Source organism: Arthrobacter glycogeni (assembly GCF_054510815.1).
In genome coordinates, this window is the sequence record NZ_JBTNDV010000008.1 from 65,235 (window position 1) to 89,928 (window position 24,694).

At 64.3% G+C, this 24,694-nt stretch carries 20 protein-coding genes and 1 riboswitch; of the genes, 18 read left to right on the forward strand and 2 right to left on the reverse strand.

The features are described 5' to 3' along the window. The first annotated feature begins 44 nt into the window (after window positions 1-44). The 3 genes from mshA to ACX80G_RS10045 all read left to right on the forward strand — a co-directional run bounded on the left by mshA (window position 45) and on the right by ACX80G_RS10045 (window position 3,896). A complete protein-coding gene (mshA, locus tag ACX80G_RS10035; RefSeq protein WP_459307494.1) occupies window positions 45-1,292 on the forward strand; it encodes a D-inositol-3-phosphate glycosyltransferase in 1,248 nt (415 codons plus the stop codon). A 49-nt stretch (window positions 1,293-1,341) separates the two neighbouring features. Continuing rightward, window positions 1,342-2,106: a phosphatase gene (locus tag ACX80G_RS10040; protein WP_459307495.1), complete on the forward strand. Its 765-nt coding sequence runs from the start codon at window positions 1,342-1,344 to the stop codon at window positions 2,104-2,106. 98 nt (window positions 2,107-2,204) lie between these two features. Beyond that, the gene (locus ACX80G_RS10045; RefSeq protein WP_459307496.1) at window positions 2,205-3,896 is read left to right on the forward strand and encodes a formate--tetrahydrofolate ligase; all 1,692 of its coding nucleotides are present in this window, start codon (window positions 2,205-2,207) and stop codon (window positions 3,894-3,896) included. A gap of 75 nt (window positions 3,897-3,971) precedes the next feature. Here ACX80G_RS10045 and ACX80G_RS10050 read toward each other — a convergent pair whose 3' ends face one another. Then, a complete protein-coding gene (locus tag ACX80G_RS10050) occupies window positions 3,972-5,057 on the reverse strand; it encodes an inositol-3-phosphate synthase (protein WP_459307497.1) in 1,086 nt (361 codons plus the stop codon). 179 nt (window positions 5,058-5,236) lie between these two features. On the opposite strand from ACX80G_RS10050, the gene ACX80G_RS10055 reads away from it, so the two are divergent. From ACX80G_RS10055 to ACX80G_RS10105, 11 genes are all read left to right on the forward strand, one after another. Next, window positions 5,237-6,622 (forward strand): glycosyltransferase family 87 protein, encoded by a 1,386-nt coding sequence (locus ACX80G_RS10055; RefSeq protein ID WP_459307498.1) that lies wholly within the window; start codon window positions 5,237-5,239, stop codon window positions 6,620-6,622. 52 nt (window positions 6,623-6,674) lie between these two features. Beyond that, window positions 6,675-7,763, forward strand: a complete 1,089-nt coding sequence (locus ACX80G_RS10060; RefSeq protein ID WP_459307499.1) for a lipid II:glycine glycyltransferase FemX — start codon at window positions 6,675-6,677, stop codon at window positions 7,761-7,763. Then, window positions 7,756-9,216, forward strand: a complete 1,461-nt coding sequence (locus tag ACX80G_RS10065) for a phytoene desaturase family protein (RefSeq protein ID WP_459307500.1) — start codon at window positions 7,756-7,758, stop codon at window positions 9,214-9,216. Before ACX80G_RS10060 ends, ACX80G_RS10065 begins: the two co-directional genes overlap by 8 nt. Window positions 9,217-9,313: 97 nt before the next feature. Then, a complete protein-coding gene (locus ACX80G_RS10070) occupies window positions 9,314-9,493 on the forward strand; it encodes a CsbD family protein (protein WP_459307501.1) in 180 nt (59 codons plus the stop codon). Between the two features lie 199 nt (window positions 9,494-9,692). Beyond that, window positions 9,693-9,795, forward strand: a riboswitch (glycine riboswitch). 152 nt (window positions 9,796-9,947) lie between these two features. After that, entirely contained in the window at window positions 9,948-12,785 is a 2,838-nt protein-coding gene (gcvP, locus tag ACX80G_RS10075; protein ID WP_459307502.1) for an aminomethyl-transferring glycine dehydrogenase, read from the forward strand. 67 nt (window positions 12,786-12,852) lie between these two features. After that, entirely contained in the window at window positions 12,853-13,959 is a 1,107-nt protein-coding gene (gene gcvT, locus ACX80G_RS10080; RefSeq protein ID WP_459307503.1) for a glycine cleavage system aminomethyltransferase GcvT, read from the forward strand. Window positions 13,960-13,994: 35 nt separating this feature from the next. Further along, a complete protein-coding gene (gcvH, locus tag ACX80G_RS10085; RefSeq protein WP_459307504.1) occupies window positions 13,995-14,378 on the forward strand; it encodes a glycine cleavage system protein GcvH in 384 nt (127 codons plus the stop codon). Next, window positions 14,375-15,703, forward strand: a complete 1,329-nt coding sequence (gene glyA, locus ACX80G_RS10090; protein ID WP_459307505.1) for a serine hydroxymethyltransferase — start codon at window positions 14,375-14,377, stop codon at window positions 15,701-15,703. The genes gcvH and glyA overlap by 4 nt, the downstream gene beginning before the upstream one ends. Window positions 15,704-15,711: 8 nt before the next feature. Next, complete coding sequence (locus tag ACX80G_RS10095; protein WP_459307506.1) at window positions 15,712-17,085, forward strand: L-serine ammonia-lyase; 1,374 nt, start codon at window positions 15,712-15,714, stop codon at window positions 17,083-17,085. Between the two features lie 3 nt (window positions 17,086-17,088). Next, window positions 17,089-17,892 carry a methylenetetrahydrofolate reductase gene (locus ACX80G_RS10100; RefSeq protein ID WP_459307507.1) on the forward strand — a complete coding sequence of 268 codons (804 nt, stop codon included), beginning with the start codon at window positions 17,089-17,091 and terminating at the stop codon, window positions 17,890-17,892. Between the two features lie 61 nt (window positions 17,893-17,953). Further along, entirely contained in the window at window positions 17,954-19,534 is a 1,581-nt protein-coding gene (locus ACX80G_RS10105; RefSeq protein ID WP_459307508.1) for a glucoamylase family protein, read from the forward strand. Here the strand turns inward: ACX80G_RS10105 and ACX80G_RS10110 are convergent. Continuing rightward, window positions 19,531-20,160, reverse strand: coding sequence for a TetR/AcrR family transcriptional regulator (locus tag ACX80G_RS10110; protein WP_459307509.1), 630 nt, complete (start codon window positions 20,158-20,160; stop codon window positions 19,531-19,533). The genes ACX80G_RS10105 and ACX80G_RS10110 overlap by 4 nt on opposite strands. A gap of 134 nt (window positions 20,161-20,294) precedes the next feature. On the opposite strand from ACX80G_RS10110, the gene ACX80G_RS10115 reads away from it, so the two are divergent. From ACX80G_RS10115 to ACX80G_RS10130, 4 genes are read left to right on the forward strand one after another with little or no spacing between them, the layout of a single operon-like run. Then, window positions 20,295-21,566: a sugar ABC transporter substrate-binding protein gene (locus tag ACX80G_RS10115; RefSeq protein ID WP_459307510.1), complete on the forward strand. Its 1,272-nt coding sequence runs from the start codon at window positions 20,295-20,297 to the stop codon at window positions 21,564-21,566. Window positions 21,567-21,568: 2 nt separating this feature from the next. Further along, window positions 21,569-22,516 (forward strand): carbohydrate ABC transporter permease, encoded by a 948-nt coding sequence (locus ACX80G_RS10120; RefSeq protein WP_459307511.1) that lies wholly within the window; start codon window positions 21,569-21,571, stop codon window positions 22,514-22,516. 1 nt (window position 22,517) lies between these two features. Next, complete coding sequence (locus ACX80G_RS10125) at window positions 22,518-23,399, forward strand: carbohydrate ABC transporter permease (protein WP_459307512.1); 882 nt, start codon at window positions 22,518-22,520, stop codon at window positions 23,397-23,399. 31 nt (window positions 23,400-23,430) lie between these two features. Continuing rightward, window positions 23,431-24,606 (forward strand): glycoside hydrolase family 1 protein, encoded by a 1,176-nt coding sequence (locus ACX80G_RS10130; RefSeq protein ID WP_459307513.1) that lies wholly within the window; start codon window positions 23,431-23,433, stop codon window positions 24,604-24,606. Window positions 24,607-24,694: the final 88 nt, after the last annotated feature.

Here is a 24,694-nt window from a genome sequence, read left to right on the forward strand (position 1 = left end):
AGCGCCTGGTAATTTTCCGGGACATTCATGCGAGAGGAGTTCCAGTGCCTCCGGTAAAACGTGTGGCAATGCTCTCTCTTCACACTTCCCCGTTGGATCAGCCCGGCGCCGGTGACGCCGGCGGAATGAACGTCTACGTGCGGTCGCTGGCCCTCGAGTTGGCCCGCGTGGGAATCGACGTCGAGATCTTCACCCGCGCGGCTTCCGAAGGTCAACCCCACTCAGAAGAGCTCGCCCCGGGTGTCATGGTCAGACACCTGCGAGCCGGCCCCCAGCGCAAGGTGCCCAAAGAGCAACTGCCGGGCTTGTCGGAGTCATTTACCGATGCCATCGCCGAGGTCACCGATCTGCTGGCAGATGGTCACTTTGATGTCATCCACTCCCACTATTGGGTGTCCGGGAGCGTTGGGCTGACCGTCAGCGCCGGCCTGAACCTTCCCCTGGTCCACTCGATGCACACCATGGGCCGGGTCAAGAACATTCGTCTGCACGCGGGTGGGACGCCTGAGCCGGAGGTGCGGGTTGCTGGTGAACAGGCGATCGTCGACGGCGCGTCCAGGCTCATCGCCAATACCAGCACCGAGGCGGCGGAGCTCGAATCCCTGTACGGCGCCGTGCCCGAACGTGTGGACATTGTGGCGCCGGGAGTTGACCTGGATACGTTCAACCCGGTGTCCCGTGAGGAGTCTAGGGCATCCCTGAACTTCTCGCCTGACGCGTTTCACGTGGTTTTCGCCGGACGCATCCAGAAACTGAAGGGACCGCAGGTGCTGGTCGCCGCTGCCGCAGACCTCGCCGCCCGCCGTCCCGATATTCCCTTGCAACTGAGTGTCCTTGGCTCCGGCAGCGGTGCTGAAGCCCTGCGGCTGCAACCACTCATCGACGACGCCGGGCTGCAGGACACGGTGCGCCTCTACCCCCCGGTGCAGGCCACCCAGTTGGCGCACTGGTTCCGGGCAGCGGATCTCGTGGCAATGCCCTCCTTTACCGAATCCTTCGGCCTGGTGGCCCTGGAGGCCCAGGCCTGCGGCACACCGGTCCTCGCAGCCAACGTGGGAGGATTGCCGCAGGCAATCAGCGACGGCCGCACCGGCACGCTGGTCAACGGACACACACCGGCGCTCTGGTCGGCCGCCCTGGAAACCATGTACGACGACGCCAACACCCGCGCCTCGCTGGGCCGCGGCGCCGCGATTCACGCGCTTGCTTTCGGGTGGCAGCGGACCGCGCTCCTCACCGCGCAAAGTTACCGCACCGCCGTCGAACGTTTCCAGGAGGCAGCCGCCCGCTGACCTTCGGGCGCGCTCCCACCGGGCCGGGCGGCTCACCTAGGATGGACTGGTGAACTCCGCTGAACTTGCCGCCTACCTCGACTCTGTCCGAATCACGGGGAATGTCGCCACACCCCGCGAAGATAACCTCCGGCACATGCAGTTGTTCCTTGAGGGCAGCGAACACCTCGAGTTCGGCGTCCGCACCACTCGCCAGTGGGTGTTCGACGAGGTGTTCGACCTGATGCGTGATCGCGTAGGGATTAACCCGGACCGCGGTCATCTGGCCGGACAGGACACTATTGGCTCAGCCAACTGCGTGGCCGCCCTGGACCGGTTTGGTTCGGTGTTCGGCGCCGCGGTGGCGGCGGGGCAACGCATTCTGTTCGCGACCGGTCACCCGGCGGGACTGCTCCCAGTCCACGCGGCCCTCGCCGCTGCCGCCCGACAGTCTGGCGCCACTGTGGTCGACGTTCCGGAGGGCCAGGCGTTCCGGCAGGGCGATATCCGGCAACTCTTTGGGGTACTGGTCTGGCATCAGCATGGCGGTCTGGTGCACACCCATTCACCGGAGCCGATGCAATTGAGCCTCGACCTGCTGGCGGCGAACGGGGAGCCGGCACCCGACCTGGTGGTCGCCGACCACGGCTGGGCCGGTTATGCCGCCAGTGCGGGGATTGCGGCCCTGGGCTTCGCCGACTGCAACGACCCGGGCCTGTTCGTATCGGAGGCGGAAGGCCAACTGAAGGTTGCTGTACCGCTGGACGACAATCTCTGCCCTGGACTCTACGAGCCCATGATTGAGTACCTATTGGAGCAGTCAGGGCTCCACTGACCCCCGGCACACCGCTGGTAGATTTGACGCTGTGCCCAGACCTGCGGCATCACAAGACTCAATCCTGACGCGCCACAAGCCCAGAGGACTGTTCGACAATGAAGTCTTTGCCCACGCCAGCGAGCGATCTGGATGTCGCTCGCAACGCCGACATCCAACCCATCGATGAGATCGCCACAAAAGCAGGCATTCCGATCGCCGCGCTCGAACACTACGGTCGCTACAAAGCCAAGATCGACACCGCCAAGCTCCTCCCGAACCCCGCGAAGTCACCGGGCAAGGTGGTGCTGGTCACCGCGATGAGCCCCACACCGGCGGGTGAAGGAAAATCGACCTGCACCGTCGGACTCGCCGATTCCCTTGCACGCGCTGGGCGCAACGTCATGATTGCCTTGCGCGAGCCGTCACTGGGCCCGATCCTGGGCATGAAGGGCGGCGCGACCGGCGGCGGATACTCGCAGGTCCTGCCCATGGAGGACATTAACCTGCATTTCACTGGTGACTTTCACGCGGTCACCTCGGCGAACAACGCGCTGATGGCGTTGGTGGACAACCATATTTATCAGGGCAACCAGCTGAACATCGATCCACGCCGGATCACCTTCAAGCGGGTGCTCGACATGAATGACCGGGCACTGCGGGACGTGGTGATTGGGTTGGGCGGTCCCACCCAGGGCACCCCCCGCCAGGACGGCTTCGACATCACTGTCGCCTCGGAGATCATGGCCGTGTTCTGTCTGGCCTCGGACCTGCGGGACCTCAAGCAGCGGCTGGCGCGCATCACCTTCGGCTACACGTTTGACCGCAAACCCGTCACTGTCGGCGACCTCGGCGTCGAGGGAGCCCTTACCCTGCTGCTGCGCGACGCGATCAAACCGAACCTGGTGCAGAGCATCGCCGGCACCCCGGCCCTCGTGCACGGGGGGCCGTTCGCGAACATTGCGCACGGCTGCAACTCGGTCATCGCCACCAGCACCGCCCGGCAGCTGGCCGACATTGTGGTGACCGAGGCCGGCTTCGGCGCAGACCTGGGCGCGGAGAAGTTTATGGACATCAAGGCGCGGTACGCGGATGTGGCTCCGGCCGCTGTCGTCATCGTCGCGACCATCCGTGCACTCAAAATGCACGGCGGGGTGGCCAAAACCGACCTGAAGGAACCCAACAGGGCCGCGCTTGAGTCGGGTGTGGCCAATCTGCGGCGCCATGTCCATAATGTCGAGAAGTTTGGCATCTCACCGGTGGTGGCTATCAACCGGTTCGCGACCGACACCGACGAGGAGCTTGAGTGGCTGCTCGCCTGGTGCGCCACCGCCGGCATCCCGGCAGCCGTGGCCGATGTGTGGGGGCAGGGTGGTGGCGGGTCCGGCGGGGACGAGCTGGCGGCAAAGGTGTTCACCGCGTTGGACGGGCCGCAGGATTTCCATCACCTGTATCCGTTGGAGCTTTCGGTCGAAGATAAGATCCGCACTATTGTGCAGGAGATTTACGGAGCCGACGGCGTCGACTTTTCGGTGCCGGCACTGCGCCGGCTCGCCGAGATCGAAGCCAACGGCTGGGGCGGGCTGCCGGTCTGTATGGCGAAGACCCAGTACTCGTTCTCCGACGATCCCTCAGTGCTCGGAGCGCCGAAAGGGTTCACTGTGCATGTGCGCGATCTGATCACCAAAACCGGTGCCGGATTCATTGTGGCGCTGACGGGCACGGTCATGACCATGCCGGGGCTGCCGAAGGATCCGGCCGCGATGCGGATGGACGTCGACGACGACGGCGGCGCGGTGGGCCTTTTCTAACCGGCTAAACACCGAAGGGCCGACCGTGTGTGATGCACGGTCGACCCTCAGGGCGATGCGGAAGGTTAGCCGGGGTTAGCGGTCGAGTTCCCCGCGGATGAAGGCCTCTACCTTTTCGTGGGCGATATCATCAGCGAACTGCTCCGGTGGTGACTTCATGAAGTAGCTGGATGCGGAGAGCAGGGGTCCACCAATGCCGCGGTCCATGGCGATTTTCGCGGCGCGGATGGCGTCGATAATCACACCTGCCGAGTTGGGAGAGTCCCAGACCTCAAGCTTGTACTCAAGGGACACGGGCGCATCGCCGAAGTTGCGCCCTTCCAGGCGGACAAAGGCCCACTTGCGGTCATCGAGCCAGGCAACATAGTCGGATGGGCCGATGTGGACGTTGCGTTCGCCCAGGTCAGCCTGCACGTTGGAGGTCACAGCCTGCGTCTTGGAGACCTTCTTGGATTCAAGGCGGTCCCGCTCCAGCATGTTCTTGAAGTCCATGTTGCCGCCAACGTTGAGCTGGTAGGTGCGGTCCAGCGTGACGCCGCGGTCTTCGAAGAGCTTCGCCATAACACGGTGGGTGATGGTCGCACCGATCTGGCTTTTGATGTCGTCGCCGACGATTGGCACACCGGCCGCAGTGAATTTGTCGGCCCACTCCTTGGTCCCGGCGATAAATACAGGCAGGGCGTTGACGAACGCAACCTTGGCGTCAATGGCGCACTGGGCGTAGAACCGAGCCGCGTCTTCCGATCCGACGGGCAGGTAGCACACCATGACATCAACATTGTTGGCGGTAAGTTCGGCGACGACGTCGACCGGCTCGGCGTCGGACTCCACGATGGTCTCGCGGTAGTACTTGCCCAGACCGTCGAGGGTGTGGCCCCGCTGGACCTTGATGCCGGTTGGGGGTACATCGGCAATCTTGATGGTGTTGTTCTCGCTGGCACCGATGGCGTCGGCTAGGTCCAGGCCCACCTTCTTACCGTCGACGTCGAATGCGGCAACAAACTCGACGTCATTGACGTGATACTTGCCGAACTCCACGTGCATCAGGCCGGGGATTGACGCGGTGGCATCAGCATCCCGGTAGTAATGTACGCCCTGCACCAGTGACGCCGCACAGTTGCCGACACCGACGATTGCTACCCTAATGGGGTTAGTTCCCACTGTTCTCCTCTTGAATCACTTCTCATTGTCGACCCGCCGGATTTCTCCCGTAACGGACCGAGCAGCTAATCCAGTCTACTTCTTATTCTCAACACAGGATTGTCCCGAAGCATTCCAGCTCCCTGATATATCAGGGAAGCTCGATGTTTACCCTTGCCGCAGCTCGGTAGGATTCAGGGATGGGAACCGGTCAGTCCCGGCGTCGGCCGGTACGCATCTCGGTGCCGTCGCGCGCTGATGCGCTGCTGCGGAACTTCACCGAATTGATCGGTGGACCCCTCGGGCTCCGAACCAGTCCGGGCAGGATCGACCCGGGGACGTTCACCATGGAACGGGTGCTGGTCCTTCTGACGACCGTGGCGGCGGTACTCGCCGTCCTTATCAAAAACCCGTGCCGGATCGAGGGATGGGTTGGGCCCGACCAGTACTACATGGCGTGCTATTCGCAATGGCCCGAGGCATTCAATCAGGTGGGTGAGGGTATCCCCTTCCTTCAGCTGGGGCACTCGGCGCTGACCGGTGGGTTTGCGGGTGTGACGGCAAACCTGGTCCCTCCGGGGAGCACCCTGCTCTACTACGACCTCCACTCGGTGTTGGCTGTGGCGGCGTGGCTCGTCACTGCCTGCGTGACCGTACGAATGACCCACCGAAGGCCGTGGGACGCCGCCATGGTTGCGGTCGCGCCCATGATCATCCTCGCCGGTTTTGTCGGCTGGGACCTGTGGGCGGTGATGCTCGCCGCCCTCGGTATGTTGTCCTTCGCCCGCAGCCAGTTTGCAGCGGCGGGCGCCTTTCTCGGCCTGGGCACTGCGATCGCCGGCTACCCGGTGTTGATCTTCGGGGCGGTGGCCGTGCTGGCGGTGCGCACCCGCGAAACCAGTGGTGCCGTGATGACCGGAGCGGTGCTTGGTGGGACCTGGGTGGCCGTGAACCTCCCCTTCACTCTGTCTAATCCCCAGGCGTGGGTGGCCCAGATCACTGGCTACCTGACGCAGGGGGCAGACCATTCCTCGGTGTGGTTCGCCTACAACGCCTTGGCGGCACGTACCGGCGGCAGGGAACTGGACTCCGCCGCTATCTCGGTGGTGTCGACCCTTGGGTTTGTTCTGGCCTGCGGCGGCATCGTCGCGCTCGCGCTGCTCGCTCCCCGCAGGCCACGGCTCGCGCAACTGACGGTCCTTTTGGTGGGGGCATTGATCTTGACCGCCAAGGGATACTCCCCACAGCACGCGATCTGGATGATTCCCCTGGTGGCACTGGCGTACCCAAAATGGCGAACCTTCCTCACCTGGCAACTTCTCGAAGCCGGCCACTGGTGGGCTCTGATGGTGTATCTCGGCCGGGAGTCGAGCAGCGGAGCAGCCCAGAACAACATTGACCTCCCATACTACTTACTCGCCGTTTTCGGACATATGTTAGCTATGGCATATATTATGTTTCGAGTGGTGGAGGGCATCCTTGAGCCGGGCCAGGACCCGGTGCGGCGCCTCGACATTGACGACCCGCAGGGTGGCCCATTCGACCGAGCTGCCGACCGCCGCAGCCCAGCGGCCACTTCGCCCTGATACGTCCTCGGGTAGGCTTGAGCCGTCCTACCCTTGAACTGAAAGATCACCCGTGACCGCAGTTGGCCTTCGCTTTGAGAAACTCAGCACGGAAGACTTCGAGGCCATATCAGCTGCCCATCCGACGGTGGTGATCCCCCTGGAACAAACGCCCCAGTGGGCGGCCTTCGAGGCCAGCCGCGGGCGCACGCCGTACGGCATCTGGTCGTACTACGACGGCGCCACCCTGATTGCCGTCGCCAGTTTCCTGTGGAGCACGAGGCGTTTCAGGAATTCACTGGTCGTCGTTAACGGGCCCGTCTGGTTTGCCGACCGTACCCCCGCTGCCGAGGCACGGCTGATGAGGACCGTCCGGGAACAGTTCAGTGCGGATCCCGGCATCAGCCCGCTATACGTCCGGCAGCAGGTGCACCATCCACAGGATCTGGCCACTGGGCCCATCGAGCACGGGTGGTACGAGCGGGAAATCGTTGTCGACCTCACCCCCGGCGAAGCAGACATCTACAAGTCGTTCCGCCCCAACGCCCGCAACAGTATCCGCCGGGCCGAACGGGCTGGCGTCGAGATCCGCAGCATCGACCGGGCCGAGTGGCGCACCGTCTTCAGAAGCGACCTGTTTCCCATCCTCGAGGAGACCGCCGCCAGGGATGGATTCACCAGCTTCGGGTCCGCCTACTACGAAGAGCTCCTCGAACAGTTGGGCGATCACCTTCGCCTGATGGTGGCCTATCTTGACGGACAGGCCATCAGCTGGCTCATCACGACCGAGTACCGCGGATATTCGGTGTACTACTTCGCGGCGAGTACCCACGCCGCGCGGAAAATCTTTGCGCCCTACCTGTTGCTGTGGCACGCCTTCAGGGAACTCAAGGTGGCCGGTAACCACAGCTGCGGGCTGACGGGCATCGTGAGCGACAACTACCCGCAGCTCATCAATGTGACCACCTTCAAACGAAACTTCTCCAGGAATGTAGTGGACGTGCCCACCACCTACGACATTCCCCTGAGCCCACTGCGTTACCGGGCGGTCGCCGCCGCACTCAAGGCGCGGCGCACCCTGCCTAGGGTGGCCCGTTCAGTGGTTGCCTCGACCAGGGCTCGTGCCGCCTCACTGGTGCGACGGCGGAACCACGGTGACTGACGCAGCGGTTGTCGGATCGGGGCCCAATGGGCTGGCGGCCGCCGTCGTCCTTGCCAGGGCGGGACTCAGCGTGAGGGTCTACGAGGCGGCGGCCACCATCGGTGGGGGAGCCCGCACCGGTGAACTCGTTCCGGAGCATCTGCACGACCTCTGCTCAGCCGTACATCCCATGGCTATCGCCTCGCCGTTTTTCTCCCAGTTTGACCTGCAGCGGCGCGTCGACTTCACGGTTCCGGAGGTCTCCTACGCGCACCCGCTCGACGGTGGCCGGGCGGGCGTGGCTTTTCGCGACCTCGGGCGTACCATCGCCGGCCTCGGTCAGGATGGCCCCGCTTACCGCCGCCTGATGGAACCGCTGGTGCGGGACATCGAAGGCACCCTCGACGTCGCGTTGAACCACCTGCTGCGGGTTCCTCGCCATCCGGGGGTCGCGATGAGATTTGCCGCGGCGGCGCTGGATCAGGGGACCCCACTGTGGAACCGGCGGTTCAGCACCGACGCGGCAGCCGCTCTGTTCACCGGTGTCGCTGCGCACCCGGTGGGCCGCCTCCCGTCCCTCCCCTCTGCGGGGGCCGGGCTGGCGTTGGGGGCGCTGGCCCACGCCGGCGGGTGGCCCATCCCGATGGGCGGATCGCAATCAATTGCCAACGCGATGGCCGACGACCTCCGGGCGCACGGCGGCGAAATTGTCACCGACCACACTGTCCGGTCACTCTCGGAGCTCAGCGGTGTGCCGACTGTCCTGCTCGACGTGGCTCCTCCCTCGGTCCTCCAGTTGGCAGCAGGCCGGTTACCGCGCAGCTACGAACGGGCGCTGCAGCGCTTCCGGTTCGGCGATGGCGCCTGCAAGGTTGCCTTCATCCTTTCCGGCCCCGTGCCGTGGAGCAATCCCGCCGTGGCGCGCGCCGGAACCGTGCACCTGGGAGGAACGCGGGCCGAGATCGCCGCCTCCGAATCCCAGGTCGCTGCAGGGAACCACCCGGAAAGCCCCTACGTGTTGCTGTCCCAACCGTCACTCTTCGATCCATCGCGGGCCCCCGCGGGACGCCACATTCTCTGGACCTACTGCCATGTGCCGAGCGGGTCGACCCGTGACATGGTCGATGCCGTCACCGCCCAGATCGAACGCTTCGCTCCCGGGTTCCGCGACGTCGTCGTGCGCTCCTTCACGACGACGGCGGCTGAGCTGGGAACTTCCAACGCCAACTATGTGGGGGGTGACTTCGGTGGCGGCGCAGTGACCCTCCGCCAGATGGTCGCGCGACCCGTGCTGTCCCTGTCTCCCTGGCGGACCCCGCTCGATGGGGTGTACCTCTGTTCAGCGTCGACGCCGCCCGGGCCGGGAGTGCACGGGATGAGCGGATTCCACGCAGCCCGGCTGGCTTTGCGTCAGGTGTTTGGGCTGCCGGTTCCGTCGCTTGGTCTGGGGCCGGAAAAGTTAATAGGCACTTAACCGTGAGGAATACCCGCCGGGCCACGTCTTATAACTGTAGGAACTCAGATTTTGGGTGTACCTACCAAGCAACTACCCACCTTAGAGAGAAGGACCTATGAGCTTCATGGATAAGGCAAAGAACAAGGCCGAAGAACTTGCTGGCAAGGCGAAGGAAGCCGTCGGTGACGCCACCGACAACCAGGACGTCAAGCGCGAGGGTCAGGTCGACCAGGGGTCGGCCCACACCAAGCAGGCTGGCGAGAACGTCAAGGACGTCTTCAAGGGCGACAAGTAGTCCTTCGAATCAGAGGATCGGCCACTACCGGCCGGTCCTCTGGGGTTTAACGTGCCGGCGGGGTCGACCTGGACACTTGGGGTGAGGATGTCCACCCCAAAGCTCCAGATCGCTCACCAGAACACGGGAAACGCGGTTTTTGGCACTCACGTGCACCGCCGAGTAAGCTAGGTCACGATTCTCATAACTTCATAGCCCTTGATCTGCAGCGGGAGAGTACTTCCGTAGACACACACTCCGGCAGGCGCCGTAGGAGCAAATCCTCCCCAGGAATCTCTCAGGCCCAGTACCGCTGCGGCTAGGCAACTCTGGAAAGCAGGCGGACAGCTCACGTCCACCTCACCGACGGTGCAAGCAGGCGTGTAGTCCTGCGGAATCTCTCAGGTCCCATACAGAGCGGGGAGGAACTCACCACCGTCCGGGCCGACGCCCGGACCTCATCAAGGGAGTTCCCATGACCGCTCAGCCCCTCACCGAATCGACTTTCGCCGACCGCCACATCGGCCCTCGCTCGACCGCCGCCACCCAGATGCTCTCCATGTTGGGTTACCCCAGCCTCGACAAGCTGGTTGAGGTCGCTGTCCCCGCGAACATCCGCTCCGCCGGACCGCTGAACCTCCCCGCAGCGCTCAGCGAGTCGCAGGTGCTCGCGCAGCTGCGCGCCATCGCCGGTAAAAATACGACGGCAGTCCAGATGATCGGCCAGGGCTATTTCGACACCGTGACCCCGCCGGTCATCCGCCGCAACGTCCTCGAGGCCCCTGCCTGGTACACCGCGTATACCCCGTACCAGCCCGAGATTTCCCAGGGGCGCCTCGAAGCTCTCCTGAACTTCCAGACCATGGTCCAGGATCTCACCGCACTACCGATCGCCAACGCCTCATTGCTTGACGAAGCCTCAGCCGTCGCCGAGGCAGCGCTTCTGATGCGCCGGTCCGGCAAGAACAAGGGCAAGACGGTGCTCGACGCTGACTGCCTGCCGCAGACGATCGCCGTCGTCCGGGGCCGCGCCGAAGCCCTCGGCTTCGAGGTGGAAGTTGCAGACCTCAGCCAGGGACTCCCCGATGGTGACATCAACGGCATCATCCTTCATCAACCGGGCGCCTCGGGCGCCCTCCGCGACCATGGTTCGCTCATTGCGGCTGCGCACGACGGCGGTGCCCTCGTCACCGTCGCCGCCGACCTCCTGGCACTGACCCTGATCATGGCGCCGGGCGAGCAGGGCGCGGACATCGCCGTCGGCTCCGCCCAGCGATTCGGTGTCCCCCTCTTCTTCGGCGGCCCACACGCCGCGTACATGGCGGTTCGTAAGGGCCTCGAGCGGATGCTTCCCGGCCGACTGGTTGGGGTGTCGAAGGACGCCGACGGCGCACCCGCCTACCGTCTCGCCCTGCAGACCCGTGAGCAGCACATCAGACGTGAAAAGGCGACGTCGAACATCTGTACCGCTCAGGCGCTGCTGGCCATCGTCGCCAGTATGTACGCGGTCTATCACGGCCCGGACGGGTTGAAGGCCATCGCAGAGCGGGTGCACTCACAGGCCGCCCGGCTGGCAGCCTCGCTTGCTGGCACCGTCACTGTTGTCCACGCCGACTTCTTTGACACCCTGTTGCTGAACGTCCCGGGAAAGGCCACGGAATTCCTGGCCAGGGCCGAGGCCGCGGGGATTAACCTTCGTCTGGTCGACGAGGATCATCTGGGGGTCTCCTGCGACGAAACCACCACCGAGGAGCACCTCGCCACCCTCGCCGACGTGTTCGGTGTCGACCAGGTTGCCGAGCTGCACGGCCCGGCAGCGATCCCAGCGGATCTGGTCCGCACCTCGACCTACCTGACCCACCCGGTGTTCGCCAGCCACCGCTCGGAAACCCAGCTGCTGCGGTACCTGCGCCGCCTCTCCGACAAGGACCTCGCACTGGACCGCACCATGATCCCGCTGGGCTCGTGCACCATGAAGCTGAACGCCACAGTGGAGATGGAGCCCATCTCCTGGCCGGAGTTCGCCACCATCCACCCGTTTGCCCCCGCCCACCAGACCGAGGGCTGGCGCTGGCTGATCGAAGATCTTGAGGACAAGCTCGCCGAGATCACCGGCTACGCCAAGGTGTCCATCCAGCCCAACGCTGGCTCCCAGGGCGAACTGGCCGGGCTCCTCGCGATCCGCGGCTACCACCTGTCCCGCGGCGACCAGGACCGTAACGTCTGCCTGATCCCTTCCTCCGCCCACGGCACCAACGCCGCGTCAGCAGTGCTGGCAGGGATGAAGGTCGTGGTGGTCAAGACCGCCGACGACGGCAACATCGACCACGACGACCTCGAGGCAAAGATTGCCCTGCACGCCGAGCGACTCTCGGCCATCATGATCACCTACCCCTCGACGCACGGCGTGTTTGAGGAAGATGTCCGCTGGGTCTGCGGTCAGGTGCACGACGCCGGCGGCCAGGTCTACATCGATGGCGCCAACCTCAACGCACTGGTGGGCCTGGCGAAGCCGGGAGAGTTCGGCGGCGACGTCTCGCACCTGAACCTGCACAAGACGTTCTGCATCCCGCACGGCGGCGGCGGGCCGGGCGTAGGCCCGGTCGCGGTTGCCGAGCACCTTGCGCCGTTCCTGCCCGGCGACGCGGCAGCACCGGACACCGGGTCGGCTGGTGTTCCCATCTCCGCCTCACGGTACGGTTCCGCGGGGGTGCTCCCGATCTCGTGGGCGTACGTGGCCCTGATGGGAGGCGAAGGCCTGACCTCCGCCACCGGCCATGCCCTGCTGGCCGCCAACTACGTTGCGGCCCGACTCACCGAGCACTTCCCCGTGCTCTATTCCGGTGAAAAGGGTCTGGTGGCGCACGAGTGCATCCTTGACCTGCGGCCATTGACCACTGCCACCGGGGTGACCGCCGAGGACGTCGCCAAACGCCTCATTGATTACGGTTTCCATGCACCGACACTAAGCTTCCCCGTCGCCGGAACCCTGATGGTTGAGCCCACCGAGTCCGAGGACATCGGCGAGCTGGACCGTTTCATCGACGCCATGATCGCTATCAAGGGCGAGATCGACCAGGTGCAGGCAGGCGAATACACGCTGGAGGAGAGCCCGCTGCGGCAGGCGCCGCACACCGCGTTTGCGCTGATCAGTGACACCTGGGATCAGGCGTACCCGCGCGAACTCGCGGCCTACCCGGTACGGACGTTAAAGCACAACAAATACTTTCCTCCCGTGCGACGCATCGACGGCGCGCACGGCGACCGCAACCTGGTGTGCTCCTGCCCGCCCATTGAGGACTTCGAACACTGAAGCTTGTCCCCGCTCGGCCGCCGGCCGCGCGGGTAGACCCAAGACGCTCGACTGGAAGGACTCACCCATGACCAAGCAGACAGCCCTGTACGCCGAACATGAACTACTTGGAGCAAGTTTCACCGACTTCGGTGGATGGCAGATGCCCCTGAAGTACCGCAGCGAACTCGAAGAGCACCACACCGTCCGCCGCGCAGCGGGACTCTTCGACCTCTCCCACATGGGCGAGGTGTGGGTCACCGGCACCCAGGCCGCCGGGTTCCTAAACTATGCGCTGGTGGGCAACCTCGCCGCTATCGCCGTCGGGAAGGCCAAGTATTCGCTGATCTGCACCGAGGACGGCGGTGTGATCGATGACCTCATCGTCTACCGTCGTGCCGACGACCGGTTCCTCGTGGTCCCCAACGCCACCAACGCCGACACCGTTGCGGCGGCCCTGCAGGAACGCTCGGAAAACTTTGACGTGACTGTGGAGGACAAGTCGGAAAGTACCGCACTGATCGCTGTGCAGGGCCCCGCAGCAGAGGCCATTCTGCTCGAAATCGCCGCCGCCGAATCTCGCCAACCGATCACCGACCTGAAATATTACGCCGCTGTCGAGGTGGAACTGGGCGGACTGCAGGTCCTGCTGGCCCGCACCGGCTACACGGGTGAGGACGGCTTCGAGCTGTTCATCAGCAATACCGAAGCGGTGCAACTGTGGAAAGCGGTCGCCGCAGCCGGAGTGAAACACCAGCTGGCGCCCTGCGGGCTCGCCTCGCGGGACTCGCTCCGCCTTGAGGCGGGGATGCCGCTCTACGGCAACGAGCTCGGGTTGGACACAAACCCCTTCGAGGCGGGTCTCGGTGGGGTGGTCAGCCTGAAAAAGAGCGACAACTTTGTCGGCCGGTCAGTGCTGGAACCACTCAAGGAAGCGCAGCTGAAACGGAAACTGGTCGGTCTGCAGGGCACCGGCCGCCGGTCGGCGCGCGCCGGGTATGAGGTCGTCGTCGACGGCTCGGTCGTTGGCACAGTGACCTCGGGGCTTCCCAGCCCGACCCTGGGCTACCCCGTAGCGATGGCCTATGTCGAGGCGGGGCTCGCCGAGCCGGGTACTGAGGTTCACGTCGACCTAAGGGGAAAGCCGGAGTCCTTCACCGTGGTCCCCACCCCGTTCTACCGCCGCCAGAAATAACCATATTTCACATACCCCGAAAGGCATATACCCACGTGAGCATCATTAAACCAGGACTCCGCTACTCGGCCGAACACGAATGGATCGACGCCCCACCAGCCGGACCGGCCACCGTCGGCGTGTCAGCTATCGCCGCCGATGCGCTGGGCGACGTCGTCTACGTCAGCCTCCCCGAGGTGGGCGACACCATCACCGCCGGCGAAAGCTGCGGTGAGGTCGAGTCGACCAAGTCAGTGTCCGACCTCTATGCCCCCGTCACCGGTGAGGTCACCGAGATCAACCAGGACGCCGTTGATAATCCAGGTGTCCTCAACGGGGATCCCTATGGAGCAGGTTGGCTATTCAAGGTCGACGTCGCCAGCGAGGGCCCACTCCTCTCCGCCGGGGAATACGCCGCGACGAACGGGATCGACGCATGAGCACCCAAATGCAGCCCGACACGATCGGTCACCTCAACGCGAACCTCGTCGACCTCGATCCGGAGGTGGCACACAGCATCGACGCTGAGCTCACCCGGCAGCGCAACGGACTCGAGATGATCGCCTCCGAGAATCACACCCCGGTGGCAGTCATGCAGGCGCAGGGCTCGGTGCTGACCAACAAGTACGCCGAGGGCTACCCCGGCCGCCGCTACTACGGCGGCTGCGAGCACGTCGATGTCCTCGAACAGTTGGCCATCGACCGCGTCAAGGCACTCTTCGGTGCGGGTTTCGCCAACGTCCAGCCGCACTCCGGAGCACAGGCAAACGCCGCCGTCATGCACGCCCTGATCAAACCCGGCGACACCATCATGGGCCTGAACCTCGCCCACGGCGGCCACCTGACCCACGGCATGCGGATCAACTTCTCCGGCCGGCTCTACAACGTGATCCCCTACCAGGTGCGCCCTGATGATTATCGGGTGGACATGGACGACGTCGAACGCCTCGCCCGCGAGCACAAGCCGCAGCTCATCGTCGCGGGCTGGTCCGCCTACGCGCGGCAGCTCGACTTTGAACGGTTCAGGAGCATCGCCGACGAGGTGGGCGCATACCTGATGGTCGACATGGCACACTTCGCCGGTCTGGTCGCCGCAGGGCTGCACCCCAGCCCGGTGCCGCACGCCCACGTCACCACCTCCACCACGCACAAGACCCTGGCCGGTCCGCGGGGCGGGATCATCCTCAGCAACGACGCCGCGATTGCCAAGAAGATCAACTCAGCAGTGTTCCCGGGTCAGCAGGGCGGACCGCTCGAGCACGTCATCGCCGGCAAGGCTGTCGCCTTCAAGATCGCTGCTTCCATCGAATTTAAGGAACGCCAGCAGCGGATCCTGGATGGCGCGCGGATCCTTGCGGACCGACTCACCCAGCCGGACGTCGCCGAGCACGGCATTTCGGTGGTCAGCGGTGGTACCGATGTTCACTTGGTCCTGGTGGACCTGCGGAACTGCGAACTCGATGGCCAGCAAGCCGAGGACCGGCTCGCGCAGATCGACATCACCGTCAACCGCAACGCAGTGCCCTTCGACCCCCGGCCACCCATGGTCACCTCGGGACTGCGGATCGGCACGCCCGCCCTCGCCAGCCGTGGATTCGAAGCCGCAGCCTTCGTCGAGGTGGCCGACATCATCGCGGAGGCCCTCATCGCTCCGGCGAACGCCGACCTCTCGGCACTCGGGCAACGGGTGGAAGCGCTGGCGGCAGAGCACCCGCTGTACGCAGACGTCGTGCCATTCGGCGCGGGCACCCAGAACCACGGCTAAGGAACTCCATGCCCATCAGTGCGTTCGACCTGTTCAAAATAGGGATCGGCCCCTCCAGCTCCCACACCGGGGGGCCGATGACCGCCGCGTTCCTTTATACGGAGCTGATGGAGCAGCGCGGCCTGGCGGATGCAGTGCAGCGGGTCGAGGTAGAGCTGTTCGGCTCGTTGGGCGTGACCGGCCACGGGCACGGCACCATCAAGGCGGTCATCCTGGGGCTCGAAGGCGAGCGGCCGCAGCTGGTCGACCCGGTGGCCGCCGGTCCCCGCGTCGATGATGTGGCGCAGACCCGCCGGCTGCGGTTCGCCGGTCGCCGGGAGATCGACTTCGATCCTGAGGTAGACCTGATCATGCACCGGCGGAAGCGGCTCGACTTCCACACCAACGGGATGCGGTTCCATTCCTACGGCGCCGACGGCAGCGAGCTGCTGGTCCGGGACTATTTCTCCGTGGGCGGCGGATTCGTGCTGGATGAGGACCAGATCGGCGCGGACCCCGCCGCGGAGGCGACCGTGCCGGTGCAGCACCCCTTCAACACGGGGGAGCAGCTGCTGGAGGTGTGTGCCGCAAATGGTAAATCATTCTCGGAGATCGTGATGGCCAACGAGCTGTCCTGGCGCACCGAGGCCGAAGTCCGCTCCGGCCTCCTCGACATCTGGGACGTCATGCAGGACACCATCCACCGCGGATCGACCACCGATGGAATTCTTCCGGGCGGGTTGGGCGTACGACGTCGGGCAGCAACCCAGCTCCGCTTGCAGCAGAAGGCCGAGGACCCCCATGACAAACTGAGCACAATGGAATGGGTGACCCTCTTCGCCCTGGCCGTCAACGAGGAAAACGCCGCCGGGGGCCGCGTGGTCACAGCACCCACCAACGGTGCTGCGGGGATCATCCCGGCAGTCCTGAAATATTATGTCGACTTCGTCCCGGGAGCCAACGACGACGGCGTCGTCCGCTTCCTGCTCGCAGCCACGGCCATTGGAGCATTGTTCAAGCAGAACGCGTCGATTTCCGGCGCCGAGGTCGGGTGCCAGGGAGAGGTGGGATCCGCGTGCGCCATGGCAGCCGGGGCGCTCGCCGAGGTACTCGGTGGGACTCCCGAGCAGGTGGAGAACGCCGCCGAAATCGGGATCGAGCACAATCTGGGACTGACCTGCGACCCCGTCGGCGGGCTGGTGCAGATCCCCTGCATCGAACGGAACGCCGTCGGCGCCATGAAGGCGATCACCGCCGCCCGGATGGCCGTCCGGGGCGACGGAATACACCACGTCTCGCTCGACGTCGCCATCAAAACCATGCGGGACACCGGTGCGGACATGATGGACAAGTACAAGGAGACGGCCCGAGGGGGGCTTGCGCTGAACGTCGTCGAGTGCTGAGCCATGGCTGAACCTCTACTGCCCATCCCGCTTCGGGTCGAAATTGTTCCCCAGGCGGGTATTGTCGAGGCGCTGCAGCAATACCTGCCGGCGCCGGCGGTCATTACCATCACGTGTTTGCCGCGGCACGGGGCCGAGGAGACCGTCGATCTGGCGGTGCGGCTGGCCGACCTCGGGTACCGGGCCGTGCCGCACCTCGCGGCCCGTTCCCTGACGTCCCGCGAGCAGCTCGCCGGTTTCCTGGCACGTTTGCAGGCAGCCGGGGTCTCCGACATCTTCGTGATCGCCGGGGATGCTGACGCCGCAGTTGGACCCTATCCGTGGAGTGGGGCGCTGGTGGAGGACATCACGTCGCTGGGCGGCGGCTCCTTCAGGCTGGGAACCGCCGCCTACCCCGAGGGCAGGCCCGGCGCATCAGCCACTGAGCTCACTGACCTGCTTCTGAAAAAGCAGGACCTGTGTTCCTGGGCCGTGACCCAACTCTGCTTCTCCGGACCGGTCCTCGATACCTATCTTTCGGAGCTGCGAACTGCAGGTGTCACTCTGCCTGTCTGGGCCGGAGTGCCGGGCGCGGTGCGCCGCAGCAGGTTGATCTCCCTCGCCGCACGTATCGGGGTGGGCCCGTCGCTGAAGTTCGCGCGGCGGTCCCTGAGCGGCGCCGGAGGGGGCTCGCTGGTGCGCAGCGTGTTGGCGCCGTCGTCGTATGACCCTGCTCCGCTGGTCCGGACGGTCCTCGACTCGGGAAGTTTCGCAGGAATCCACGTGTATAGCTTCAACGACCTGGAATCGATCGCGGGAATCGGTTAAATACCTTGTGTGTGTAAGGTTTTTATGGAACCCTGAAGTTCATCCGAACAAAGGAGTTCCCATGAAGTTGCCTAACCTCCAAGCTGTCCCGGGCTCACGGCCGACTGGTCGACGTTGGACAGCGCTCGCACTCGGGGCGGCAGCTGCACTCGTTGCACTCGTTGCACCGACCGCGGCGGTCGCCGAACCAGGCGGCAAGAAGTCCGACCCGCTGACGCAGTACGCTGTCGACACCTGGGCCTCGCTGGCGGCGATGACCGACGAGACCACAGGCCTGCCAGCTGACAACATCGAGGGTGACCTCAGCACACCCAGCGAATACACGAGTCCGACCAACATCGGCGGCTACCTCTGGTCGACCATTGCCGCCCGGGACCTCAAGATCATTGATCGGAAAGAAGCTAGCGCCCGGCTAGCGACTACTCTCGACACTCTCGAGACACTCGAGGTGCATGAGGCCAGCGGCATGTACTACAACTGGTATTCGCCAACGGATGGCAGCAAGCTCACCATCTGGCCGGACAGCGGCGACGTTGTCCATCCGTTCCTCAGCACAGTCGATAACGGCTGGCTCGCAGCAGCGCTCAGGGTGGTGGCCGAGGCGGAACCGCGCCTCGCCAAACAGGCCGACGCGCTCTACGACAGCATGGACTTCGGGTGGTACCACGACCTCAACGCGCGGGAGGGAGTGAGCCTCAACCGCGGCGGGTTCTGGGATGCTCCGCCGGGGAATGGCTGTGCAGTGGCCGACAACTACGGCGATGAGGGCCCGGACGTGTATTACACCTGCCACTGGTACGACACGTCGGTGAGCGAGGCACGCATTGCCACCTACTTGGGCATCGCCAACGGTCAGATTCCCCCGTCCGCCTACTACGGCACCTACCGCACCATGCCGGACCGCGGCTGCGACTTCGGCTGGCAGGAACAGAAGCCAACCGGTGAAACTCGTGAATACCTGGGGGTGAGCGTCTTCGAGGGCGTGTACGAGTACCGGGGGATGAAGCTCGTCCCGGCCTGGGGCGGCAGCATGTTCGAGGCCCTGATGCCCGACCTGTTCGTTCCGGAGGCCGACTGGGGTAAACGCTCCTGGGCTCCGAACCACGAGGCTACCGTCCGGTCGCATATCGAACACGGCATGGACGAGGCCGACTATGGGTACTGGGGATTTTCGCCGGCCAGCGACCCCTTCGCCTCCTATCGGGAATATGGGGTAGAGGAGATCGGTATCAACAGCACCGGTTACGCGAGCGACGTCGAGAGTACTGACGTCGACAAAGGGTACGACGGCTGCCGGGAGGCTACCAATCCCGCACCCGAATTTGGTGACGGCGTCGTCACGCCCCACGCGGCGTTCCTGGCGCTGCCCTACGACCGCGAGGCAGTCCTGGACAACCTCGACGGCATCAAGAATGAGCTGGGCGCCTATGGCCCCGGCGGGTTCTACGACTCGGTTGCGGTTGGCAGCGGAACCGCCGCCGAGCGGTACCTTAGCCTGGATCAGTCGATGATTATGGGCGCCATCCTCAATGAGCAGAAGAAGGACAAGCTGAAGGACTACTTCGTGGACCGCGGGTTTGAAAAGGCAGTCCGCCCGCTGGTTGAAGCTCAGGTGTTCGGCACCGACCTGGGCGGGAACTAGTCTCTTCCTGAACCCGCCGCCCCAACGGGTGCCGGGTTCAGGAAGTAACCCCGAACAAACTCGTCGAAGACTCCGGTCATATCCACTGTGTCGTCGAGGAGCCACTGCTGCTGCAGCCCGTCCATGACTGCGGCGATGAGCCGGGAGGCGTGGTGGACATCAAGGTCACCACGCACCAGTCCGTCGCGTTGCGCGTCGGCGAGGATTTTTGCCGTCTGCTCTGCCCGATCGGCATAGCGGGCGGCGAAGTATCCGTGCGCCGGGTGGTCGCCATTGGTGGCCTCGGCTGCTATCACCGTATAAAGCGAAGTCAGTCCGGGCGTGGTCTGGTTGTAGGAGACCACGCGCCGCATCTGCTGCAGGAGGGTGTCTTCGGCAACATCGCCGGCCGCTTCCTTCACCCGCTCGTCCCGCTGCCGGAGGACCTCGGTGAACAGTTCCTCCTTGCTGGCGAAGTGATGCATCAGCCCGGCGGGTGTCAGGGCTACCCGTTTGGCGATCTCCCGCAAGGATCCGCTGTGAAAGCCGCTTCGCCCGAAGACGACCAGTGCGGCATCGAGAATCTCCTGGCGCTTAGCCTGGCCTTTGGCGTAACTGCCGCGTTTCCGGTCGGGGGAGATAGTCATGAACAAAAACCTATCGCATGAGGGAAAATAAAAACCTTCCGCATGTAAGGTTTTTGTGGTAGCTTTGCAACGAACTCCGGTGGCGAACGCTGATTCCCGCGGAGCATTTCACACCATCCACTGGAGGCAACACTATGAATCAATGGCGATCATGGAGCGCGGTAGCCGTTATCGGCGCGCTCGCACTGACAGGATGCGGCCGCGAAGAAGGCGGCGAGGCCGCCGCAGAGGCGGGTGCCTCGATCGATGACACTCCCGCGGCTGGGGAAGTCACCATTTGGGCGATGGGCAACGAAGGGGAAGTGCTCGACCAACTGGCTACCCAGTTCGAGGAGGAGAACCCCGACGTCACCATCAACGTGACCCCGGTTCCGTGGGAAAGCGCCCATGACCGCATTGCCACTTCTATTGCTGGCGGGGAAACCCCCGATATTTCGATGCTTGGCACCACCTGGGTGGGCGAATTCGCTGCAACCGGTGCCTTGGAGCCCACCCCTGAGGGCCTGGTCGAGGAGAGCGACTTCTTCGAGGGTTCCTGGGGCACGGCAGTGGTCGACGACGTCGCCTACGGTATCCCCTGGTACGTGGACACCCGCGCCATGTACTACCGGACCGATCTGGCCGAGGCCGCGGGAGTGGAACCCCCCACCACCTGGGACGAATTCAAGACTTTCACTGAGGGACTCCAGTCGGAAGGTTCCGAGGTTGGCGTGTCATTACCGCCCGGCGGGTTCGATTCCTGGCAGTACGTGGCCCCGTTTGTCTGGCAGCAGGGTGGCGACATCATGAATGAGGACGGCACCGAATTCACCTTCGAGACCCCCGAGTGGAAAAAGGCCTTCGAGTACTACGCGAGCTTCTTCGAAGACGGGATTTCCGATCCGGTGCGGCTTGAGACCGGCGAAATTGAGCAGAAGTTCATCTCCGGTGAGGTGGGCTCGTTCTTCAGCGGCCCGTTCCACGTCGGTCTCCTGGAAGAGCAGGGCGGGGAGGAATTTGCTGACAAGTTTGACGTTGCAATGGTCCCTGGAGCCGAGTCGCAGACCAGCTTCACCGGCGGTGGCAACCTGGCCGTGTTCAACGACAGCGAAAATCGGGATGCCAGCTGGAAGTTCGTGAGGTGGCTCGGCGAACCCGAGACGCAGCTGGAGTGGTACGGTATTTCCACGACCCTTCCCAGTGTGCAGGCAGCCTACGAGGATCCGACCTTCGCCGACGATCCGAACCTGAGCGTCTTCGCAGCCCAGCTGGAGGATTCGAAGGCCCCGCCAGCCATCCCCACGTGGGCACAGGTCTCGGCGGTGATCGACCAGGAACTCGAAAAGGTTACCCGCGGCGACACCACGGTTGATGAGGCGCTGGCCGCTATCCAGAGCCAGGCCGAAAGCATCGGGACAGGCCTCTAACAGTGGTCTCCGCCCCATCGGCAACGGTCGGCGACGCACCGGCGCGAGAGCTTAAACCAGTACGCAAACCGCACTCGCGCCAGAACCGCCAGACGCTCATAGCCTGGGGCTTCGCCGCCCCCTTCCTCATCCTCTTTATCCTCTTCATGGCGGGTCCCATCCTGGCCTCGTTGGCGATGAGTTTCACTGATCTCACCACCCGGGATCTCCGCAACCCCTTCGGCGTGAACTTTGTGGGGCTGGAGAACTACATCGGGCTGTTCAATGACCCCCGGTTCGTTCGATCACTGGTGAACACTGCGGTGTTTGTGCTGGTCGGGGTTCCGCTGACCATGGCCCTGGCATTGCTGGTGGCGCTCGCCCTCAACAGCGGGATCGCCCGGTTCCGCACTATCTTCAGGGTGGGCTACTACGCCCCGGTGGTGACGAGCATTGTTGCTGTCGCCATCGTCTGGCGGTTCATCCTGCAACCTGACGGTCTGTTGAACGGGTTCCTCGACGTATTCGGCATCGCCGGGCCGAACTGGCTGGAGGACGAATTCTGGGCGTTGCCGTCGCTGATCGCTATGGCAGTATGGCGGAACATTGGCACCTTGATGGTGATCTTCCTGGCCGGTCTCCAGGGAGTGCCGCGGGAGCATCATGAGGCTGCAATGGTGGACGGAGCTAACGCCGTCCAGCGGTTCTGGAACATCACGCTTCCAGCAATGCGTCCTCCGATCCTGTTTGCTGCGGTCATCACAGGTATCGGGTACCTGCAGTTCTTCGAAGAGGCGTATGTGATGACCAGCGGCGGGCCGCTCGACGCGACCTTATCCACCGCCATGTACACCTACGACCAGTTCGGTTTCGGCAATTACTCCTACGCTTCGGCGGCCAGTTACGTGTTGTTCCTGGCGATCGTCGTCTTGTCGCTGATCCAGTTCCGGCTTCTCGGAAAGAAGGATTGAGATGGCAGTTTCAACCGTTCCGCCGGTCGACCTGGTTACCCAGACGAGGCCACGCCGTTCGCCCCTGCGGCAGCGACCCAAGGTGTGGCTGTATCTGGTGCTGACGCTCGGCATGATCGCGATGATCCTGCCTTTTGTGTGGATGATTCTCGGATCGTTCAAGACGAATGCCGAGATCCGTCAGTATCCGTTGAATTTCTGGCCGCTCGAGCCCACCCTGGACAACTACACCGAACTGTTCGTGCGGCTGGACTTCGCGACGTTCTTCGCCAACAGCCTGGTGGTGGCCATTTTCGTCACCGCCGGGAACATCATCTTCTCCTCAATGGTGGGCTACGCCCTGGCGAAACTTGAGTTCGCCGGCAAAAAGGTTCTCTTCATCCTGGTCCTGGGGACCCTGATGGTGCCGGGGGTGGTTACCTTCGTGCCGCTTTTCGTGCTGACCGCGAACCTGGGTCTGGTGAACTCCTACCCCGGGCTGATCCTGCCCTTCCTGATCGCACCGCTGGGTGTGTTCCTGATGCGGCAGTTCATGCTGAGCCTGCCCGACGAGCTCATCGAGGCCGCACGGATTGATGGGGCCAGCGAGTGGAGGATCTTCCTCCGCGTCATCATGCCCCTGTGCGGGCCGGCGGTGGCCACCCTGACCATCCTCACTTTCCTGGCGTCGTGGAATAACTTCCTCTGGCCGCTCGTCGTTGCCACCAGCGAGGACCGCTACACGCTCCCCGTCGCCCTGGCCCTGTATTCGGTCGGCCAGAACGCCGCCGAGTACGGGCTGATGATGGCGGGCGCCGTCGTCGTCGTCCTTCCCATCCTCCTGATTTTCGTGCTGCTGCAGAAGTACTTCGTGCAGGGCATCGCGCTGACAGGCATTAAATAGCCGGCTGACGCCGGCGGAAAGTAGCAAACCTATGAACTTCCCGAATGGGTTCCTTTGGGGTGCGTCCACAGCGGCGCACCAGATTGAAGGCGGCAACGTCAACTCCGATTGGTGGCAACGCGAGCATGGCCACCTTCCCGGCGCGCCGGTCGAGGCTCCAAGCGGCGACGCCGCGGACAGCTACCACCGTTACCGTGAGGATATGACCCTGCTGGCCGACGCCGGTCTGACGTGTTATCGCTTCAGTATCGAATGGGCACGGATCGAACCCGAGGAGGGGTTCGTGTCCCGGGCGGCGCTGGACCATTACCGCCGGATGGTGGCCACCGCCGTCGAACTCGGTCTGACGCCGATGGTGACCCTGCACCACTTTACGAATCCGATCTGGTTTGCCCGGGCCGGAGGGTGGAAGGATTCGGGGTCGGTGGAACGTTTCGCCCGCTATGTGGAGCACACGCTTCCCGTGCTGGACGGTGTTGAACTGGTCTGCACCATCAACGAGCCGAACATGGTGGCCGTGCTCGCAGACCCTGAGCAGGGTTTCCCATCGGTGGGCCTCCCGGCAGGCAACCCGGAGGTCACGGCTAACCTTGTCGCTGCCCACCGCCGTGCAGTGGACATCCTCCGGGCCGCTGGTAAGCAGGCTGGGTGGTCGGTTGCCACCCAGGCCTACCAGGCGGAGACCGGGGCCGACGACGTCACCGAGGAGTATGGGCGCACCCGCGAGCACGTCTTCCTGGAAGCCTCGGCCGGCGACGACTGGGTGGGGGTTCAGGCCTACACCCGGACGAAGGTCGGCGCTGAGGGTCCGCTGCCGATTGATGACGGCGCCGAACGCACCCTGACCGGGTGGGAATACTACCCGTCGGCCATCGAGTACGGGATCCGCAACTCGTGGCGGCGCAACGGTGTGCCCATCTATATCACCGAGAACGGCATCGCGACCGGTGATGACGCCCGCCGGATCGATTACACGCGGGGCGCCCTGGAGGGCGTCGCCCGGACCATTGCCGACGGGATCGAGGTGCGCGGCTACCTGCACTGGAGCGCTCTGGACAACTACGAGTGGGGCAGTTTCAAGCCAACCTTCGGGCTGATCGGGTGGGACGCCGAGACCTTTGAACGGCATCCCAAGCCGAGCCTCGGGTGGCTGGGCCGGGTGGCGCAGGCGAACTCGCTCCCCGAGTCCGCGAAGGTGTCCTCCTAGGGCCTGCGCCCAGCCCCACCTCGCACAGCCTTGGCCCGCCCCGCCCGGCCCTGGATGAGTCAACACTTATGACCGGTTTTCGCCGTGA

Coding starts and splice junctions, on each gene's coding strand:
- ACX80G_RS10045 (WP_459307496.1), top strand. CDS start 2,205: ATGAAGTCTTTGCCCACGCCAGCGAGCGATCTGGATGTCGCTCGCAAC.
- ACX80G_RS10055 (WP_459307498.1), top strand. CDS start 5,237: ATGGGAACCGGTCAGTCCCGGCGTCGGCCGGTACGCATCTCGGTGCCG.
- ACX80G_RS10070 (WP_459307501.1), top strand. CDS start 9,314: ATGAGCTTCATGGATAAGGCAAAGAACAAGGCCGAAGAACTTGCTGGC.
- gcvP (WP_459307502.1), top strand. CDS start 9,948: ATGACCGCTCAGCCCCTCACCGAATCGACTTTCGCCGACCGCCACATC.
- gcvT (WP_459307503.1), top strand. CDS start 12,853: ATGACCAAGCAGACAGCCCTGTACGCCGAACATGAACTACTTGGAGCA.
- glyA (WP_459307505.1), top strand. CDS start 14,375: ATGAGCACCCAAATGCAGCCCGACACGATCGGTCACCTCAACGCGAAC.
- ACX80G_RS10095 (WP_459307506.1), top strand. CDS start 15,712: ATGCCCATCAGTGCGTTCGACCTGTTCAAAATAGGGATCGGCCCCTCC.
- ACX80G_RS10100 (WP_459307507.1), top strand. CDS start 17,089: ATGGCTGAACCTCTACTGCCCATCCCGCTTCGGGTCGAAATTGTTCCC.
- ACX80G_RS10105 (WP_459307508.1), top strand. CDS start 17,954: ATGAAGTTGCCTAACCTCCAAGCTGTCCCGGGCTCACGGCCGACTGGT.
- ACX80G_RS10110 (WP_459307509.1), bottom strand. CDS start 20,160: ATGACTATCTCCCCCGACCGGAAACGCGGCAGTTACGCCAAAGGCCAG.
- ACX80G_RS10115 (WP_459307510.1), top strand. CDS start 20,295: ATGAATCAATGGCGATCATGGAGCGCGGTAGCCGTTATCGGCGCGCTC.
- ACX80G_RS10125 (WP_459307512.1), top strand. CDS start 22,518: ATGGCAGTTTCAACCGTTCCGCCGGTCGACCTGGTTACCCAGACGAGG.
- ACX80G_RS10130 (WP_459307513.1), top strand. CDS start 23,431: ATGAACTTCCCGAATGGGTTCCTTTGGGGTGCGTCCACAGCGGCGCAC.